This is a genomic window from Posidoniimonas corsicana (assembly GCF_007859765.1).
GTDB lineage: Bacteria > Planctomycetota > Planctomycetia > Pirellulales > Lacipirellulaceae > Posidoniimonas > Posidoniimonas corsicana.
In genome coordinates this window covers 1,628,103-1,644,749 of the sequence record NZ_SIHJ01000001.1, presented here as the reverse complement: position 1 = coordinate 1,644,749, position 16,647 = coordinate 1,628,103, and the positions used below count along the sequence as shown (strand labels likewise).

Below are 16,647 nucleotides of genomic sequence, written 5' to 3'. Positions count from 1 at the left end.
TCCGCCTTCGGACCAATCATGGCTGCCGACTCGACGCTCGAACTGCCCGACACCGACGCCCCCGAAGCCGACCCGGTAGGCGCCGGGGCCGACGCCGGCCTGCGGCCGCTCACCCGCCCGCCGGGCGTCGACGGCAAGATCTTCTGGTACTACGCGGTCGCGTTCGTGCTGATCCACGTGGCGGCCTGCCTGGCGTTCGTGCCGTACTTCTTCAGCTGGTCGGGCGTTGTGCTCGCGGTGCTGGGCTACTACTGGATCGGCGCCATCGGCATCAACCTGTGCTACCACCGGCTGCTCACCCACCGCGGGTTTGTCTGCCCGAAGTGGCTGGAGCACTTCTTTGCGATCCTGGGCGTCTGCAACCTGCAGGACGCGCCGGCGCGGTGGGTGGCCATCCACCGGATGCACCACCAGTTCTCCGACATGGACCGTGACCCGCACAGCCCGCTGGTCGACTTCCTATGGGGCCACGTCGGCTGGCTGGTGTACCAGAACAAGTACTTTGCCACGGCCGACTTCTACGACCGCTACGCGCGGGACCTTCTGAAGGACCGGTTCTACATGCGGCTGGAGAAGAACTTCATGTGGTTCTGGGTCTACGTGATCCACGCCGCGTTGTTCTATGGCGCCGGCTTCGCCGTCGGCTGGGCCACCTCCGGCACAACTGCGGGCGGCGTCCAGCTGGCGATGAGCTGGCTGGTGTGGGCCGTGTTCGTGAGGACGGTCGCCGTGTGGCACGTCACGTGGGCGGTGAACTCCGTGACGCACCTGTGGGGCTACCGCAACTACGACACCAAGGACGCCAGCCGCAACAGTTGGTGGGTCGCCCTGCTGACCAGCGGCGAGGGCTGGCACAACAACCACCACGCCAAGCCGCGGTGCGTCGCCCACGGGCACCGCTGGTGGGAACTGGACGCCACCTACTGGGTCGTGCTGGTGCTGGAGCGGCTGGGCCTAGCGACCGAGGTGGTCCACCCCAAACGGTACGAGCCGTCTGAGGCGCGCCGCTAAACCGGCAGAGCCGGCGCCACCGTTCGCCAGATCCGATCGTTGCGCGCCCACCCGCCGCACGATCGCCGCTCCCGGCCCACCGAGTCGCCTATGCTTGTGGTGAAGGAGCCTCACCCCATGCTAAAAGCGACCGTGGTCGCGGCCGGACTTCTCATGGCCGCCACGCAGAAGACCCCGTTCGACCTGATGGACGTGCACATCTCGAGCACGCCGTTGGTCGAGCTCAGCATCTGTGTGCTGGTTCTGATCGCCGTGTTGGCGAGCGACAAGTAGCCAACCGGCTACTTGTGGTTGGCGATCGCCCGCTTCATCGCTTCGCCCATGTCGGCCGGGCTCTCGGCGACCTCGATGCCGGCGTCCTGCAGCGCGGCGATCTTGTCCTCGGCCGTGCCCTTCCCGCCAGAGATCACCGCGCCCGCGTGGCCCATCCGCTTGCCGGGGGGCGCCGTGCGGCCGGCGATGAACGCGGCCACCGGCTTGGTGACGTTGGCCTTGATGTAGGCGGCGGCCTCTTCCTCGGCGGTTCCGCCGATCTCGCCCATCATCAGGATCGCCTCGGTGTCGCCGTCCTCCTGGAACAGCTTCAGGCAGTCGATAAACGACGTGCCGTTGACCGGGTCGCCGCCGATGCCGACGCAGGTCGACTGGCCCATGCCCAGGTTGCTCAGCTGCCACACGCCCTCGTAAGTCAGCGTGCCGCTGCGGCTGATCAGGCCGACCGGGCCCTTCTTGTGGATGTAGCCCGGCATGATGCCGATCTTGCACTCCTCGGGAGTGATCACGCCCGGGCAGTTGGGGCCCACCAGCCGGACCGGCTTGTCCTTGATGTAGTCCCACACGCCGACCATGTCCATCACGGGCACGCCCTCGGTGATGGCGCAGATCACCTTGATGCCGGCGTCGACCGCTTCGATGATCGCCTTGGCGGTGAACGGGGGCGGCACGAAGATCATCGACGCGTCTGCGCCGTGCTTCTCGACCGCCTCGGCCACCGAGTCGTAGACCGGGCGGTCCAGCACGGTCTGCCCGCCCTTGCCGGGCGTAACTCCGGCGACCAGGTTGGTGCCGTACTCGATGCAGTTGCGGCTGTGGAACTCGCCCGCCTTGCCGGTCATGCCCTGGCAGATGAGGCGAGTTTCTTTGTTGACTAGGATCGACATGAGAATTGGGCTCTTGGCTGTTGGGCAGAAGCCTTCAGCGATCAGCTGTCAGCTTTCAGCTTTTTTAGGAGCGAAGCGAGCATTCGCTTGACTTCGCAGATGTGCTTATTGAGTTGAGTCCATTGATCCTGGGTCAAGTAGCTCAGGTCATGGGACAGTCGCAGGTGGTACTCGGTTTCGGAGGCGGACCCCATCGCGATTTGTAGGAAGCGGGCGAAGTCGGCGTCGGTCCCCCGACCGCAACCTTCGGCGATATTGGCCGGTATCGAGCTCATCGATCTCCGTAGTTGACTCGTAACTCCGTATCGCTCGTCGCTAGGGAAGTTCTTTGTCTCCCGATAGACGTCGAGGGTGAGCTGATGGGCCTTCTGCCAAACGACCAAATCATGAAAGCTCTTCATCGGCAAGCCCGTTAGCTGGCAAGCTGATGGCTGATCGCTGAGAGCTGACCGCTAGGCCGCCCCCGCGGCCGCCACGACCTTCTGAGCGGCGTCGGTCAGACCGTCGGCCGTGATGATGTCGACGTCCGACTCGGCGAGGATCTTGCGACCCTCTTCGACCTCGGTCCCCTCCAGCCGCACGACCAGCGGCACGTTGAAGCCGACCTCCTTGTACGCGGCCAGCACCGCGTTGGCGATGGTGGTGCACTGCATAATGCCGCCGAAGATGTTCACCAGCACCGCCTTGACGTTGGGGTCGCCCAGCAGGATGCGGAACGCCTCGGTGACCTGGTCCTTGTTGGCCCCGCCGCCGACGTCCAGAAAGTTGGCCGGCTGGCCGCCGTGCAGCTTCACCAGGTCCATCGTGCTCATCGCCAGCCCGGCGCCGTTGACCAGGCAGCCGATGTTGCCCTCCAGCTGCACGTAGCTCAGGCCCGCCTCGCCAGCCCGCAGCTCGTTAGGGTCTTCCTCGCTGGTGTCCCGCATCTCGAGGATGTCCTTGTGGCGGAACAGCGCGTTGTCGTCGAAGTTGATCTTGGCGTCCAGCGCCATCAGGTCGCCGCCGCCGGTCACCACCAGCGGGTTGATCTCCGCCAGGCTGCAGTCCTGCTCCACGAACAGCTTGCAGATGGCCTGCATGAACTTCACGGCCGACTCGACCGAGCCGCCCTCCAGTCCGAGCTTCGCGGCCAGGCCCTTGGCCTGCTCGTCGCTCAGCCCGCCGTCCGGCAGGAACGCCTCCTTGTAAATCTTCTCGGGCGTCTCCTCGGCGACCTTCTCGATGTCCATGCCGCCCTCGGTCGACACCATCAGCACCGGCTTCTTCACGGCACGGTCGACAACGATGCCCAGGTAGAGCTCGCGGGCGATGTCGCAGCCGCCTTCCACCAGCACCTGCTTGACGGTCTGCCCCGCGGGTCCGGTCTGGATGGTGACCAACTCGCCGCCCAAGAGCGCCTTGGCGACGCGGGCCGCGTCGTCAGCGGTCTTGACCAACTCCACGCCGTGCTGGTCGGAGCCCTTGATCGTGCCCTTGCCGCGGCCGCCGGCGTGGATCTGAGCCTTCACTACGGCGATCGGCCCGCCGAGCTTCTCGAAGGCTGCCGCGGCCTCCTCCGGCGTCTTGGCGACGATTCCGTCCGGCTTCGGGATGCCGTAGCTGGCGAGGAGCTGCTTGCCCTGGAACTCGTGAATATTCATAGATTCTCTGCTGCGCAGGTGATGGGGCGACCCCATCGGAGCGGGAATTGTGGGGCGGGGGTGGGTCGGTGTGCGGGTCGATTGCTCGAGAAGCGATGGAGTATAGAGCCGCCCCTGGAGAGCTTCAACGGCCCCAACGTCTTTGCAAACACCGCCTTGCGAGCTTCAACCATCAGCGGTCTCTCGGCTCGCCGAGCGCGGCGATGAGCACCACGCTCGAGCGAGGCCACTCTGGTTCGGTCGCGTAGCGGGTCCGCTCTGCGCGGCAAGAACAGCACTGCCGCTTCGAGTGCAGCTGAAGGCGTGCTCGGCTGACCCCGCAGCGGTCGGCGAATCTTCTCGTTGGTGGGAGCAGTAGGGGGTTAGTACCGCCGAGTCGCATCGACGACGCAAGAGTGCTCTCGCCACCTGCCTGTGCTCGAACGTATTGAAACACTCACACCGGGCCGGTGGATCGACGCGATCTCGAATGGCCCGCAACTTCCCCTCCGTGGATTGCTGCCCCCCCGCAAATCGCTATCATCATGCGGTCAGAGGGGATACCAACCGGGCCTTCTGCTCCCGCGGAAGCCGCATAGCCCCGGATTTCTCCCCCAGGATGCTCTCGCTCGGGCGGCTGAGTCAGCACGATTCCTACACCTTCGGGCCGGCCGAGAATCGACGAAAAGTTAAAGCCCCATTGACGTAGCGACGATATCGTGAAAAATTTCACAGTTGGCCGGTGCCCGCGGTCCGCCTCACCCAGCTGTGAACCGCCACGCCGCCGCTACCGGGCCGCCCCGGCGTCGCCGCGTTAAGTCGCGGGCCCGGTCGCGCCCATCGATAGCACTGGGGCGGTTTACGCCCAAAATCCCAATCTGTCCCACATCGTGGAATGGCATGACGCGTCGGTTTGAAATCAGCAAGGGCCTGAATATCCCGCTCAATGGGGAGCCCCGCCAGACAATCGAACAGAGCCCGCCGGTGCGGCACTACGCCCTCTTGGGTGACGACTACATCGGCATGAAGCCGACCATGGAGGTCGCCGAGGGGGACGAGGTCCGCAAGGGCCAGCTGCTGTTCACCGACAAGAAGAACGAGGGCGTCCGCTTCACCGCGCCGGTCGCGGGGAAGGTGGTCGCTGTGAACCGCGGCGCCAAGCGCCGGTTCGAGTCGCTGGTAATCGAGCAGGCGGGCGACCTGGAGTTTGTGTTCAACTCCTACCCCGACGCCAACCTGGCCCAGCTGCCACGGGAGCAGGTAGTCGACAACCTGGTCAGCTCCGGGCTGTGGACCGCGCTGCGGACCCGCCCGTATAGCAAGGTCCCGGCGATCGACTCCGCGCCGGCGGCGATCTTTGTCACCGCCATCGACACCAACCCACTGGCGATCGACCCCAGCGTCGTGCTGGCCGACCTGCAGGCCGACTTCATCGCCGGGCTCGAGGCGCTGAGCGTGCTGACCACCGGCCCCACCTACCTGTGCAAGGCGGACGGCGTCAGCCTGCCGGGCGAGGACCTCGCCTGCGTCGAGGCGGTTGAGTTCAGCGGCCCGCACCCGGCCGGCCTGGTGGGCACCCACATCCACTTCCTGATGCCCGCCCACATGGACCGCACCGTGTGGCACATCGGCTACCAGGACGTAGCGGCGGTGGGCCGCCTGATGCGGACCGGCGTGCTGATGACCGACCGTGTGGTGTCGATCGCCGGCCCCGCCACCAACGACCCGCGTCTGGTGCGGACCACGCTGGGCGCCAACCTCACCGAGCTGACCGACGGCGAGCTGCGGCTGGACGCCGGGCAGAAGGCCCGCATCGTTTCGGGGTCGGTTCTGGCGGGCCGCACGGCCGAGTCCCCGGTCGACTTCCTCGGCCGGTACCACACGCAGGTGTCGGTGCTGGTGGAGGGGTCCGAGCGGGAGTTCATCGGCTGGATGCTCCCCGGGTTCGACAAGTTCTCGTTCTCCCGCGCTTACGCCGGCAGCTGGCTCGCCAAGTTTATGCCCCCCGACCGGGGGTTCGCGCTGACCACGAGCACCGGCGGCAGCCACCGCGCGATCGTGCCGACCGGCGCCTACGAGAGCGTGGTGCCGCTGGACATCGTCCCCACCCCGCTGCTCAAGGCGCTGGCCGTCGACGACACCGAGACCGCCTTTGCGCTCGGCGCCCTGGAGCTGGACGAGGAGGACCTCGCGCTGTGCACCTTTGTCTGCACCAGCAAGAACAACTACGGCACGCTGCTGCGTGACTGCCTGACAACAATCGAGCGGGAGGGGTAACCCCCCTCACGCACCTCCCACCCCGCCGGGGTGGGCCGTGGCACAGTAGCCAACAGCCAATCGCTAACCGCCAACAGCTATCCATGAAATTCCTTAGGCAACAGCTCGACAAGGTTGCGCCGCTCTTCGAGAAGGGGGGCAAGCTCGAACGCCTGTACCCGCTCTACGAAGCGCAGGACACGTTCCTGTTCACGCCCGGCGAAACGACCAAGTCCGCCTCGCACGTCCGCGACGCGCTGGACATGAAGCGGATGATGTCCATGGTGATCGTGGCCCTCGGGCCGTGCATCCTGTGGGCGCTCTACAACACGGGCTACCAGGCGAACCTCGCGATCTCGCTGGGCGCCGCGCCGATCGACTCCTGGCGCGAGACGCTGCTCGCCCCGCTGGGGCCGATGGTCCACGACCCCAGCAGCATCCTCGGCTGCTTCATCCACGGACTGGTGTGGTTCCTGCCGGTGTACATCGTGACGATGGCCGTCGGCGGCGTGTGCGAGCTGGTCTTCTCGCTGATCCGTGGGCACGAGATCAACGAGGGCTTCCTGGTCACCGGCATGCTGTTCCCGCTGACGCTGCCCCCCACCATCCCGCTGTGGCAGGTGGCGCTGGGTATCATGTTCGGCGTGGTGATCGGCAAGGAGATCTTCGGCGGCACCGGCAAGAACTTCCTCAACCCGGCGCTCACGGCTCGGGCGTTCCTGTACTTCGCCTACCCGGCCCGGATCTCGGGCGAGTGGGTGGCCAGCGGCGCGTCGAACATCGGCGTGTGGGTCGCGGCCAAGCAGGCGGACGCCGTGTCCGGCGCCACGACGCTGGGCGTGATGGTCAACGCCGGCAAGGGCGTGGGCCCCGAGGCCGCGATGTCGCAGGCCAAGAACGCCGACTTCACCTGGCTGGACTGCTTCCTCGGCAACATCCAGGGCTCCATGGGCGAGACCTCCACCCTCTGCTGCCTGCTGGGCGCCGCGATCCTGATCGCCTCGGGCATCGGCTCGTGGCGGATCATGGCTGGTTGCGTGCTGGGCTGCCTGGGCATGGGCTTCCTGTTCTGGGGCTTCCGCGGCACCAGCGACAACCCGCTGGCCGACATCGCCCCGTGGTGGCACCTGGTCATCGGCGGGTTTGCGTTCGGCACGGTCTTCATGGCGACCGACCCGGTGTCCGCCGCGATGACCGAGATCGGCAAATGGTGGTACGGCATCCTGATCGGGGTGATGACCGTGCTGATCCGGGTGGCCAACCCGGCGTTCCCCGAGGGCATCATGCTGGCCATCCTGTTCGGCAACGTGATGGCGCCGCTCATCGACTACTACGTCATCCAAGCGAATGTGAAAAGGAGGATGGCCCGCTATGCAGCGTGACTCCACCGCCGGCACGTTTATCGTGGCCACCGTCTTGTGCGTTGTCTGCTCGTTCCTGGTCGCAGGGACGGCGCAGCTGCTGGACGGCAAGATCAAGAGCAACAAGGTCGTCGACCGGAAAAAGAACGTCCTGATCGCCGCCGGGCTCGTGGACGCGTCCGCCTCGCCCGAACAGGTCGACAAGGAGTACGACGACAAGATCAAGGAGGTCATGGTCGACCTCGCCACCGGCCAGCCGGTCAGCGACGACGAGCTGCCCAAGGGCTACGACCCCAAGAAGGCGGCCAACGACCCCAAGCTGAACGTCCCCGTCGAGAACAACGCCCTGATGGGCATCCGCAACCGCGAGCCGTACGCGCCGGTCTACAAGATCGCGTCCGGCGGCTACGTGCTGCCGGTCTACGGCAAGGGCCTGTGGGGCACCCTGTGGGGCTTCCTCGCCCTGGAGGATGACGCCACGACCGTCAAGGGCATCACCTTCTATGACCACAAAGAGACCCCCGGCCTGGGCGCCGAGATCGCCGACAGCGAGCAGTGGAAAGAGCAGTGGCCCGGCAAGAAGGCGATCGACTCCAACGGCGACGTCCAGCTCCAGGTCAAGAAGGGCAAGACGGCCTCCGACAACCCGGCGTTCGACTACACCATCGACGGCGTGTCCGGCGCGACCATCACGTCCAAGGGCGTCGACCACCTGATCAAGTACTGGCTCGGCGACGACGGATTCGGCAAGTACCTGGCGAAACAGTAACCACGCAACCACGGCCCAAGCGGCGAGTCCCTCCCGCAGCAGCCCGGAGCACGACCCATGGCGAAAGCCTCCCCCAAAGACGTTCTGGTCGACCCGATCGTTAACAACAACCCGATTGCGCTGCAGGTGCTCGGCATCTGCTCCGCGTTGGCGGTCACGACCAAACTCGAGACCTCGCTGCTGATGGCCGGGGCGGTGATCTTTGTGACCGGAATGTCCGGCGCGGCGGTCAGCCTGGTCCGCAGCTACGTGCCCAGCAGCATCCGGATCATCGTGCAGATGACCATCATCGCGTCGCTGGTGATCGTGGTCGACCAGTTCCTCAAGGCCTACTTCTACGACATCAGCAAGCCGATCAGCGTGTTCGTCGGCCTGATCATCACCAACTGCATCGTGATGGGCCGCGCCGAGGCCTACGCCATGAAGAACTCGCCCGGCATGAGCTTCCTGGACGGCATCGGCACCGCGCTCGGCTACAGCCTGATCCTGGTGGTCGTCGGGTTCTTCCGCGAGCTGCTGGGGAGCGGCAAGCTGATGGGCTTCGACGTGATGCCCGACTCGTACGTCGGCAACGGCCTGATGCTGCTGCCGCCCAGCGCGTTCTTCCTGATCGGCGGGTTCATCTGGATCCTCCGCACGCTCAAGCCCGAGCAGATCGAGCACGACGCCTAGCCCGTCCGCCGGTCCCCCCCGCCGTTAGCGTTCAGCCAACAGCAAAGAGCCAAGACAATGGAACACTACATCGACATCTTCCTCCGCTCGATCTTCGCGGAGAACCTGGCGCTCGCCTTCTTCCTGGGCATGTGCACGTTCCTGGCGGTCAGCAAGAACGTGAAGATGGCGGTCGGCCTGGGGATCGCGGTGATCGTGATCATGACCATCACGATCCCGGCCAACAACCTGATCTACCAGTTCCTGCTGAAGGAGGGCGCGCTGTACTCGTGGCTGCCGGCCTCGGCCTCTTCGGCGCTCGGCATCACCGCCAGCACCAACTTCGAGTACCTCGGCCTGATCAGCTACATCGGCGTGATCGCGGCCATGGTGCAGATCCTCGAGATGACCCTCGACCGATTCTTCCCGCCGCTCTACAACGCGCTGGGCATCTTCCTGCCGCTGATCACCGTGAACTGCGCTATTTTGGGCGGGTCGCTGTTTATGGTGGAGCGTGACTACAACTTCCCCGAGAGCTGCGTGTTCGGCTTCGGGTCCGGCGTGGGCTGGGCGCTCGCCATCGCGGCCCTGGCCGGCATCCGCGAGAAGATGCGCTACAGCGACGTCCCCGCCGGGCTGAAAGGCCTGGGCATCACCTTCATGACGGTCGGCCTGATGGCCCTGGCCTTTATGTCCTTCGGCGGCATGTAGCACAGCGCCGCCGCCCGACACCACATCGAATCAAGAGAAACCTCGAGTCGCCTGTCTCAGGCTTGCCCGCTACGCCCCCTGGGCCGATAGCCGAAAGCCAACAGCCGAAAGCCAATACATGACCGTTATCCTTGGCATCCTGTTGTTCACGATCATCGTCCTGGCGCTGGTGGCGATCATCCTCGCCGCCAAGAGCCAGCTCGTCGCGTCCGGCGACGTCGAGATCGTGATCAACGAGCAGAAGACGATCCACGTCCCCGCGGGCGGCAAGCTGCTCAACGCGCTGGCCGACGAGGGCATCTTTGTCTCCAGCGCGTGCGGCGGCGGCGGCACCTGCGCCCAGTGCGAGGTGAAGATCCACGAGGGCGGCGGCGAGATCCTCGAGACCGAGAAGGCCCACATCAGCAAGAAGGAGGCCCGCGAGGGCTGCCGCCTGTCCTGCCAGGTCGCGGTCAAGCAGGACATGAAGGTCGAGGTCCCGCCAGAGGCCTTCGACACCAAGAAGTGGGAGTGCACGGTCCGCTCGAACAACAACGTCGCGACGTTCATCAAGGAGCTCGTGCTCGAGCTGCCCGAGGGCGAGGACGTCAACTTCAAGGCCGGCGGCTACATCCAGATCGAGTGCCCGCCGCACGTGGTCCACTACAAGGACTTCGTCATCGACGAGCGGTTTCACGAGGACTGGGACAAGTACAACGTCTGGCAGTACACCTCGAAGGTCGACGAGGAGGTCGTGCGGGCGTACTCCATGGCCAACTACCCGGGCGAGAAGGGCATCATCATGCTCAACGTCCGCGTGGCGAGCCCCCCGCCCCGCATCCCCGACGCGCCCCCCGGCAAGATGTCCAGCTACATCTTCAACCTGAAGCCGGGCGACAAGGTCACGATCTCCGGGCCTTACGGCGAGTTCTTCATCAAGGAGACCGACGCCGAAATGGTCTACATCGGCGGCGGCGCCGGCATGGCCCCGCTCCGCAGCCACATCTTCGAGCTGTTCAAGAACCTCCAGACCGGCCGCAAGGTGAGCTACTGGTACGGCGGACGCAGCTCGCGCGAGCTGTTCTACGTGGACCACTTCCGGAAGATCGAAGAGGAGTACCCGAACTTCAAGTTCAACATCGCCCTCTCCGAGCCGCTGCCCGAGGACAACTGGACCGGCTACCAGGGCTTCATCCACCAGGTGCTGCTCGACAACTACCTGAAGGACCACCCAGCGCCGGAAGACATCGAGTACTACATCTGCGGCCCGCCCATGATGAACGCGGCCGTGTTCAAGATGCTCGACGACCTGGGCGTTGAGAAGGAAAACATCGCCTACGACGACTTCGGTGGGTAACGGCGTGGCTACCGGTTACCGCCTTGTCGGCGCCTGCCTGCTGGCGTTCGCCGCCGGACCGCTGCTGATCGGCTGCGCCCCCGGCCCGGTCGACGGGACCATCCAATCGGCGCCCTCGGTGGTCACGTTCGCCGGACCGACCATGGGCACGCGGTACTCGGTGAAGGCGGTCACGCCGGACGCCGCGGAGCGGCTGGAGGAGTTGCAGCACGAGGTCGACGCGCGGCTCGCCGAGATCAATCGGCGGATGTCCACCTACGACCCTGAGTCGGAGCTGTCGCGGTTCAACCAGTCGGAAAGCGACGACTGGTTCGAAGTCTCGCCCGAGACCGCCAAGGTGGTCGCGTACGCGCTACGGATCTCGCAAGACACGGACGGCCGGTTCGACCCCACCGTTGGTCCGGTCGTGAACCTGTGGGGCTTCGGCCCGGACGGCCGCCGCACTGAGCCGCCGACCGACGAACAAGTGCAGGCGGCGCTCGCCCGGATCGGCTACCAGTCGATCGAAGTTCGGCTCGACCCGCCCGCGATCAAGAAGTCGCGGCCCGACGTCTACCTGGACCTGTCGGCCATAGCCAAAGGTTACGGCGTGGACGCCGTTTCCGACCTGCTCGCCGAGCTGGGCGCGACCGCGTCGATGGTCGAGATCGGCGGCGAGGTGGTCTGCCGCGGCGTGAAGCCGGACGGCCAGCCCTGGCGGATCGGCGTCGAGAAGCCCGACGAGAACGGCAGCACCCTGCAGACGGTGTTGGAACTCCGCGACCGGTCGATCGCCACCTCCGGCGACTACCGAAACTTCTTCGAGGAGGACGGTCGGCGCTTCTCCCACACCATCGACCCAGCCACCGGCCGCCCCGTGCAACACAAGCTGGCTACCGTGAGTGTGCTGGCGCCCTCCTGCATGCGGGCCGACGCGTTGGCGACCGCGTTGTTGGTCATGGGCCCCGACGAGGGGTACAATTGGGCGAACGAGAACAGCGTGGCCGCCCTGCTCATCGAACGCACGCCCGAGGGGTTCCGCGAACGCCGGACGCCGGCGTGGGACTCCCTGTCCGAGGGCGACAACTAGAACCTTTCCGCTATGACCCAAGTCCTGATCACCGCCGCCGTGTTTGCGATCGCCCTGGCCGGGATGGCGATCGGCGTGCTCATCAGCAACCGCCGCATCAAGGGCTCGTGCGGCGGCCTGGCCAACTTCAAGGACCGCGACGGCAACTCCATCTGCGAGGCCTGCAGCAACCCCTCGCCCGAATGCCGCGGGGAGCGGGCCCGCGAGCACGCCGCTTCGGCAAACGACTAGCCGGGGGGGCGTTCCTCGGCTCGCGTCGCACAGCGCCGGCAGGCCAGCCAGAGCATCAGCAGCAACGCGGCCGCCAACGCGGTCCCGTTGATGCTCGTGACGAGCGTGAACCCCGTGTCCGGCGGGGCAATCCCGAGCTTCTGCAGAAACGCGCGCGTCGATAGCAGGTTGAACGAGGGCGTTAAGCAGAGGGCGGCCAAGCCCCACCTAGCCCACCTTGGGATCCCCCGCCAAGACCGCTCCGGCCGCCCGGTCGCCAGGCCCGTGATGGCCGCCACCAGCAGCAGCGCGTCGTACGACTGGTGGAATACCGTGACGACGATAGCCAGCGCCGCGAGCGCGCCAGACTGCGTCGCAGCGCCCGCCGAGTCGCCCTGACTATTCAACCGCCGCAGCGCGACGCCAATCGGCGTCAGCAGCACCAGCATCACGGCCATGCTAACCGCGTAGCCGGGGCTCCAGTCCATCCACTTGCTGATCAGGCTCAGCAGGTCGACCTGGGTGAAGCTGTTGATCGGCAACTGGTCGACCTGCGCCGCACGAGCCTCGGTGCTGTCGGTGATCGATGCGAGGAACGAATCGAATCTACCGCCAGCCGCCAACCAACCAACCGCCGCCGCCGAAGCAACGCCCGTCAGCCCGCCACCCCGCACCGCCGCCTTCAAGTTCCCCCGCACGGCCAGCAGAATCAGCAGCGGGATCAGGTAGGTCGGCTTCCCGGCCGCCAGCAGCACGCCGCAGGCGGACAGCCAGGGCCGGCTCGCGGCGTAGCGCAACGCGACCAACGCCCCCAGCACCAATTCTAACGTGAAGTAACCTGACGCCAGCGTGGCCTGCCCGCCGCGTGTCATCAAGAGCAGGCAGCCGATCAGCGGCCACGCGCCGGGCGCCTGGGCCGCGTCGGCGGACAGCCGCGCAATCGCGTAGATCATCGCCAGCAAAAGCGCGAAGTAAGTCACGCTTGCCGGCAGCAGGGGGAGCAGCGTAAGCGGTGCGTGCAGAAGAAAATGGGACGGCGTGTAGAGCGGAACGGGGTCCGCAACGGGGTAGCCGTCCACAAACGCCTGGCCGTAGGGACTGACGCCATCGACAAACGCCTGACATGGATAGTAGACGCCGTGCGCGAAGTCGAAAAAGCCGTCCTGTTGCGGGTCGTACGGCCCTGAGACATGCCGCCCCTCAAAAGCCCGGTAGCCGCCCAGGCAGATGCAGGCGGCGGCAACCACGCCGAGCGCGGCGAGGGCGGCCAGCGGCAGCTCCCAGTCGCCGGCGGGCCTGCTGTCGTCAGCCCCCATCGCCCGCCCCGGAAACGGCCGCGATGGTATCCTCCCGGCCCAACGGAGGGACCGTCAGCCCGGCGTGCGCGGCGACCGTGTTCAACTCGAAGTGCTCGGCGAACCGCTCGAGCATCTCGACCAGCAACGCCCACTTCGCTTCCCCGGGCAGCCTCATGCCCGGGAGAAAGGTAAGCTCCGGATCGTCCTCAGCGCCCATGAAGTCGAGCGGGTGCAAGAGCAGCGACGGCGCCACGCCACGGACCTTGCAGAGCCGCGCCGCGGTTTGCAGATAGGCCGCCGCCGCGCCGCGGGAGTACTGCGCCAGGTGCGCGAGGTAGGTCATGTGGATAGGCGTTCGCAGCAGCGGCATCGTGGTGACGGGCAACTCGGTGATGCCGCCGTACGGCGTGTCGATGCGGTGCGGACGCAGCGGGCGGAAGGCGTCGGTCCACGAGCCGAACATCTGCCCGCGTGGACCGCTGCTCCAGAGCGAGTTAGCCGCGCAGTACATCCGGGCCAGCGGCGCCGTGGCCGCCGGCAGGCTGCTGGAGTCGTAGGCGTAGTCGAGCTCGGTGAGCAAGCCGAGCAGCTGGGCAGAGTTGCTGAAGCCCGGCCCACGGAAACCCCGCGGCGGTGCGCCGGTCAGGAGCCGGATGGCGTCGTGCGCGTCCAGGATCTCGCGGCGTTGCTCGGCACGGGGGAGCGTCTGCAGCCATGGGTAGTGGTTGTAGGTGTGGTTGCCGATCTCGCAGCCGGCCTCGGCTAGCTGGCACACCGCGTCGCGTCCCGACTCGGACTCCAGATCCTTGCCGACGACAAACACCGTCATGCGGAGGTCGAACCGCTCGAGCGCAGCCACCACACGCGGTGCCACGACGTCCAGGTAGCAGGGGTAGTGTTCCCAGTTCCCCGGCCCCAACGTCCTCAGGTACGCCCACTTGTTGTCAAGGTCGAGCGATAAGCTCGCGAGCGGCTTGCGCATCGTCACCTCGTGTGGGTCGGGTGGGGGTTGTCGGGCTTTGACCAGCAGCAAGCGCCGGGGCCAGCACACCGGCGATCGCCTCGTCGGCAACCTGCACGGTCTCGTTGACGTTGAGGTTCCCCTTGAGTATGTGGGCCGAGTTCACTGCGTACACGCCGGGGATGGAGGTCTGCAGCGGGGGCAGACGCTCGGAGTAGCCCAGCGTCGGCAGCGCCATAACGCTGCGGGCCCGGCAGACCTGGAACGCCTGCACGTCGTCGCGAGAGAAGTGCGGGTACATCTTCTCGAGCGTGCCGATCCACCGCTCACGGAGCGACCCGTCTGACTCCTCGAACAGCGGGTCGTCCGACGGGACGTACTTCGGCAGGTAGACCAGCGCGTGCCCGCCGAGTTCTTCCCGGTCGACGATAGTGGTCATCTCGATCACGGCGGTGAGCGGCACCCACGCGTCGGTGATGTTCGTGACGTAGTACTTGGAAATCGGCTTCTTGAGCAGCAGCGATGCGCAGACGATGCCCAGGTACCGCACGCCGTCGAACCGTTCCCGTTCGCCGGCCGTCAGGTCCGGGAGCGCCCGCGAGATGACCGGCGTCGGCGTCGTGAACACCACGTTGTCGAAACGCCGCGGCGGCTCGCCGCCGTAGGTGACCCTCACCCCGCCCTGTTCCGCCGCCACGGCCTCATGGACGGGCGCGTCGCACTCGATCCGCACGCCGGCGCCGCGGAGCGTCTCCGCAAGCCGATCGAGGATCGCCGCGTACCCGCCGGGCACGTAGCCGAACATCTCCTTCTTCAGCCCTGAACGCCGCGCCGCGTACATCCGGTTGATGTGGGCCCAGATGAACGCGGCCGAGGTGTCCCGGTAGGCGTCGCCCAGCTTGGCCTTGAGCAGCGGCAGCCAGATCTTCTCGAACACGCCGGCGCCCGAGTGCCTGCGGAGCCACGACTCGACCGAGACCTTCTCCAGGGATTTCCAGTTCTTCAGCTTCGAGGCGTAGAAGATCGTGGCGCCCAGGCGGAGCTTCTCCGCCAGCGTCAGCGGCGGAAAGCGGAGGAACTCGACGGAGTTGGACATCGAGTAGAGTTCGCCACCGGAGTAGAAGCCGGTCTTGGTCTCAACCCACCGCATCGACTCCTCCACCCCGATCTCGGCGAGCAGGGCGTGGAGGTGCGTGTCCGAGAGCAGCGTCACGTGGTAGAAGCGGTCCCAGGTGACATCGCCCAGTCGCCAGGCGCTGGCCAGGCCGCCCAGCGTGGGCGCGGCCTCCAGCAGCGTCACCCGCTGACCGCGTTGCGCAAGCCGGTACGCGAGCGTCATGCCGAGCATCCCGCCGCCCACGATGGCCCAGTGCTTCCGATTGTCCGCTTCCGAGTCGTGCATGCTACCTCCCCAGCCGGCGGCGGACGATCAGCGACATCGTCTGCCGGATCGTGCGGAGGACGTTCATCTTGCTCTCGCCGGGCTTCTGGTCGTAGCGGAGGATCATCGGCGCCTCGCCCATCACCAGCCCGCGGCCGCGGAGCTTGAGCAGCACGTCGACCATGCAGGAGAAGCCCTGCTCGCTGACGAACCGGTCGCCGTAGTGCCGCATGGCGTCGGCCAGGGGCGCTGCGCGGTACGCGCGGTAGCCGCAGGTGTAGTCGCGCACGCCGTGGATCGGCAGCGCAAGCTTGAACAGCACCAGCGAGGCTCGGCTCAGCAGGTTGCGGTACAGCGGCACGCCCACCACCCTCGCGCCGGGCTGGAAGCGGGAGGCGATGACCAGGTCGTGCCCCTCGTTAATCATGGCGAGCATGCGGGGCAGCAGGCCGGGCGGCTGGGTGTTGTCCGCGTCCATCGTGACGATGATGTCGCCGGGACCGGCGTCGGCCACCGCGGCCTCCAGGCCGGTGCGCAGTGCGGCGGCCAGTCCGCGGTTCCGCTCGTGCCGCACCACCCGCACGGGATAATGAAACGACGCCTGGCTGGCAACCATCGCGGTGTCGTCGGCGCTGCCGTCATCGACAACGATGATCTCGTGTTCCAGCACGCCGTCTGCCAGCGTCGCGGAGATTGCGTCAAGCAGCGGCGGGAGCGCGGCGCCCTCGTTGAACGCAGGCAGCACAACCAGCACCCGGCGACCGTCGCGATGGGCGACCGCGCCGGAGCTGACCAGCTCGTCCGTATCGGCCAGCGAGAGAGGGCTGTCGGGGAGGTGGTTGATCGAGGTCATG

17 protein-coding genes are annotated in these 16,647 nt (G+C 66.5%); 10 read left to right on the top strand and 7 right to left on the bottom strand.

Translation table 11 applies throughout. The features are described 5' to 3' along the window. Window positions 1–18 precede the first annotated feature (18 nt). Both KOR34_RS06365 and KOR34_RS26465 read left to right on the top strand, forming a co-directional pair. Window positions 19–1,011 carry an acyl-CoA desaturase gene (locus KOR34_RS06365; protein WP_228714527.1) on the top strand — a complete coding sequence of 331 codons (993 nt, stop codon included), beginning with the start codon at window positions 19–21 and terminating at the stop codon, window positions 1,009–1,011. A gap of 117 nt (window positions 1,012–1,128) precedes the next feature. Next, window positions 1,129–1,284, top strand: a complete 156-nt coding sequence (locus KOR34_RS26465; RefSeq protein WP_197531190.1) for a hypothetical protein — start codon at window positions 1,129–1,131, stop codon at window positions 1,282–1,284. 8 nt (window positions 1,285–1,292) lie between these two features. On the opposite strand, the gene sucD is transcribed toward KOR34_RS26465, so the two are convergent. The 3 genes from sucD to sucC are packed head-to-tail and all read right to left on the bottom strand — an operon-like array spanning window position 1,293 to window position 3,811. After that, window positions 1,293–2,171 carry a succinate--CoA ligase subunit alpha gene (sucD, locus tag KOR34_RS06360; RefSeq protein WP_146563232.1) on the bottom strand — a complete coding sequence of 293 codons (879 nt, stop codon included), beginning with the start codon at window positions 2,169–2,171 and terminating at the stop codon, window positions 1,293–1,295. 41 nt (window positions 2,172–2,212) lie between these two features. Then, window positions 2,213–2,572, bottom strand: a complete 360-nt coding sequence (locus tag KOR34_RS06355; protein ID WP_146563230.1) for a four helix bundle protein — start codon at window positions 2,570–2,572, stop codon at window positions 2,213–2,215. A gap of 51 nt (window positions 2,573–2,623) precedes the next feature. After that, window positions 2,624–3,811 (bottom strand): ADP-forming succinate--CoA ligase subunit beta, encoded by a 1,188-nt coding sequence (sucC, locus tag KOR34_RS06350; RefSeq protein ID WP_146563228.1) that lies wholly within the window; start codon window positions 3,809–3,811, stop codon window positions 2,624–2,626. Window positions 3,812–4,690: 879 nt separating this feature from the next. Between sucC and KOR34_RS06345 the strand changes: the two genes are divergently transcribed. The 8 genes from KOR34_RS06345 to KOR34_RS06310 all read left to right on the top strand — a co-directional run bounded on the left by KOR34_RS06345 (window position 4,691) and on the right by KOR34_RS06310 (window position 12,174). Then, window positions 4,691–6,067: a Na(+)-translocating NADH-quinone reductase subunit A gene (locus KOR34_RS06345; protein ID WP_146563226.1), complete on the top strand. Its 1,377-nt coding sequence runs from the start codon at window positions 4,691–4,693 to the stop codon at window positions 6,065–6,067. Between the two features lie 83 nt (window positions 6,068–6,150). Next, window positions 6,151–7,428 carry an NADH:ubiquinone reductase (Na(+)-transporting) subunit B gene (locus KOR34_RS06340; RefSeq protein ID WP_146563224.1) on the top strand — a complete coding sequence of 426 codons (1,278 nt, stop codon included), beginning with the start codon at window positions 6,151–6,153 and terminating at the stop codon, window positions 7,426–7,428. Beyond that, a complete protein-coding gene (locus KOR34_RS06335) occupies window positions 7,418–8,176 on the top strand; it encodes a Na(+)-translocating NADH-quinone reductase subunit C (protein ID WP_146563222.1) in 759 nt (252 codons plus the stop codon). The genes KOR34_RS06340 and KOR34_RS06335 overlap by 11 nt, the downstream gene beginning before the upstream one ends. A 57-nt stretch (window positions 8,177–8,233) precedes the next feature. After that, complete coding sequence (locus KOR34_RS06330; RefSeq protein WP_146563220.1) at window positions 8,234–8,848, top strand: NADH:ubiquinone reductase (Na(+)-transporting) subunit D; 615 nt, start codon at window positions 8,234–8,236, stop codon at window positions 8,846–8,848. Window positions 8,849–8,905: 57 nt separating this feature from the next. Beyond that, window positions 8,906–9,538, top strand: coding sequence for an NADH:ubiquinone reductase (Na(+)-transporting) subunit E (nqrE, locus tag KOR34_RS06325; protein ID WP_146563218.1), 633 nt, complete (start codon window positions 8,906–8,908; stop codon window positions 9,536–9,538). A gap of 118 nt (window positions 9,539–9,656) precedes the next feature. After that, window positions 9,657–10,874 (top strand): NADH:ubiquinone reductase (Na(+)-transporting) subunit F, encoded by a 1,218-nt coding sequence (nqrF, locus tag KOR34_RS06320; protein WP_146563216.1) that lies wholly within the window; start codon window positions 9,657–9,659, stop codon window positions 10,872–10,874. 4 nt (window positions 10,875–10,878) lie between these two features. Continuing rightward, window positions 10,879–11,943: an FAD:protein FMN transferase gene (locus tag KOR34_RS06315; protein WP_228714526.1), complete on the top strand. Its 1,065-nt coding sequence runs from the start codon at window positions 10,879–10,881 to the stop codon at window positions 11,941–11,943. Between the two features lie 12 nt (window positions 11,944–11,955). After that, window positions 11,956–12,174 carry a (Na+)-NQR maturation NqrM gene (locus KOR34_RS06310; RefSeq protein WP_146563214.1) on the top strand — a complete coding sequence of 73 codons (219 nt, stop codon included), beginning with the start codon at window positions 11,956–11,958 and terminating at the stop codon, window positions 12,172–12,174. Here the strand turns inward: KOR34_RS06310 and KOR34_RS06305 are convergent. Genes KOR34_RS06305 through KOR34_RS06290 form a run of 4 tightly spaced genes read right to left on the bottom strand, consistent with a single transcriptional unit; the run spans window position 12,171 to window position 16,646 of the window. Beyond that, window positions 12,171–13,469 (bottom strand): glycosyltransferase family 87 protein, encoded by a 1,299-nt coding sequence (locus KOR34_RS06305; protein ID WP_146563212.1) that lies wholly within the window; start codon window positions 13,467–13,469, stop codon window positions 12,171–12,173. The genes KOR34_RS06310 and KOR34_RS06305 overlap by 4 nt on opposite strands. Then, the gene (locus KOR34_RS06300; protein ID WP_146563210.1) at window positions 13,459–14,433 is read right to left on the bottom strand and encodes a polysaccharide deacetylase family protein; all 975 of its coding nucleotides are present in this window, start codon (window positions 14,431–14,433) and stop codon (window positions 13,459–13,461) included. Before KOR34_RS06300 ends, KOR34_RS06305 begins: the two co-directional genes overlap by 11 nt. After that, window positions 14,396–15,814 (bottom strand): NAD(P)/FAD-dependent oxidoreductase, encoded by a 1,419-nt coding sequence (locus KOR34_RS06295; RefSeq protein WP_146563208.1) that lies wholly within the window; start codon window positions 15,812–15,814, stop codon window positions 14,396–14,398. Before KOR34_RS06295 ends, KOR34_RS06300 begins: the two co-directional genes overlap by 38 nt. 1 nt (window position 15,815) lies before the next feature. After that, entirely contained in the window at window positions 15,816–16,646 is an 831-nt protein-coding gene (locus tag KOR34_RS06290; RefSeq protein ID WP_146563206.1) for a glycosyltransferase family 2 protein, read from the bottom strand. Between the last annotated feature and the right edge of the window lies 1 nt (window position 16,647).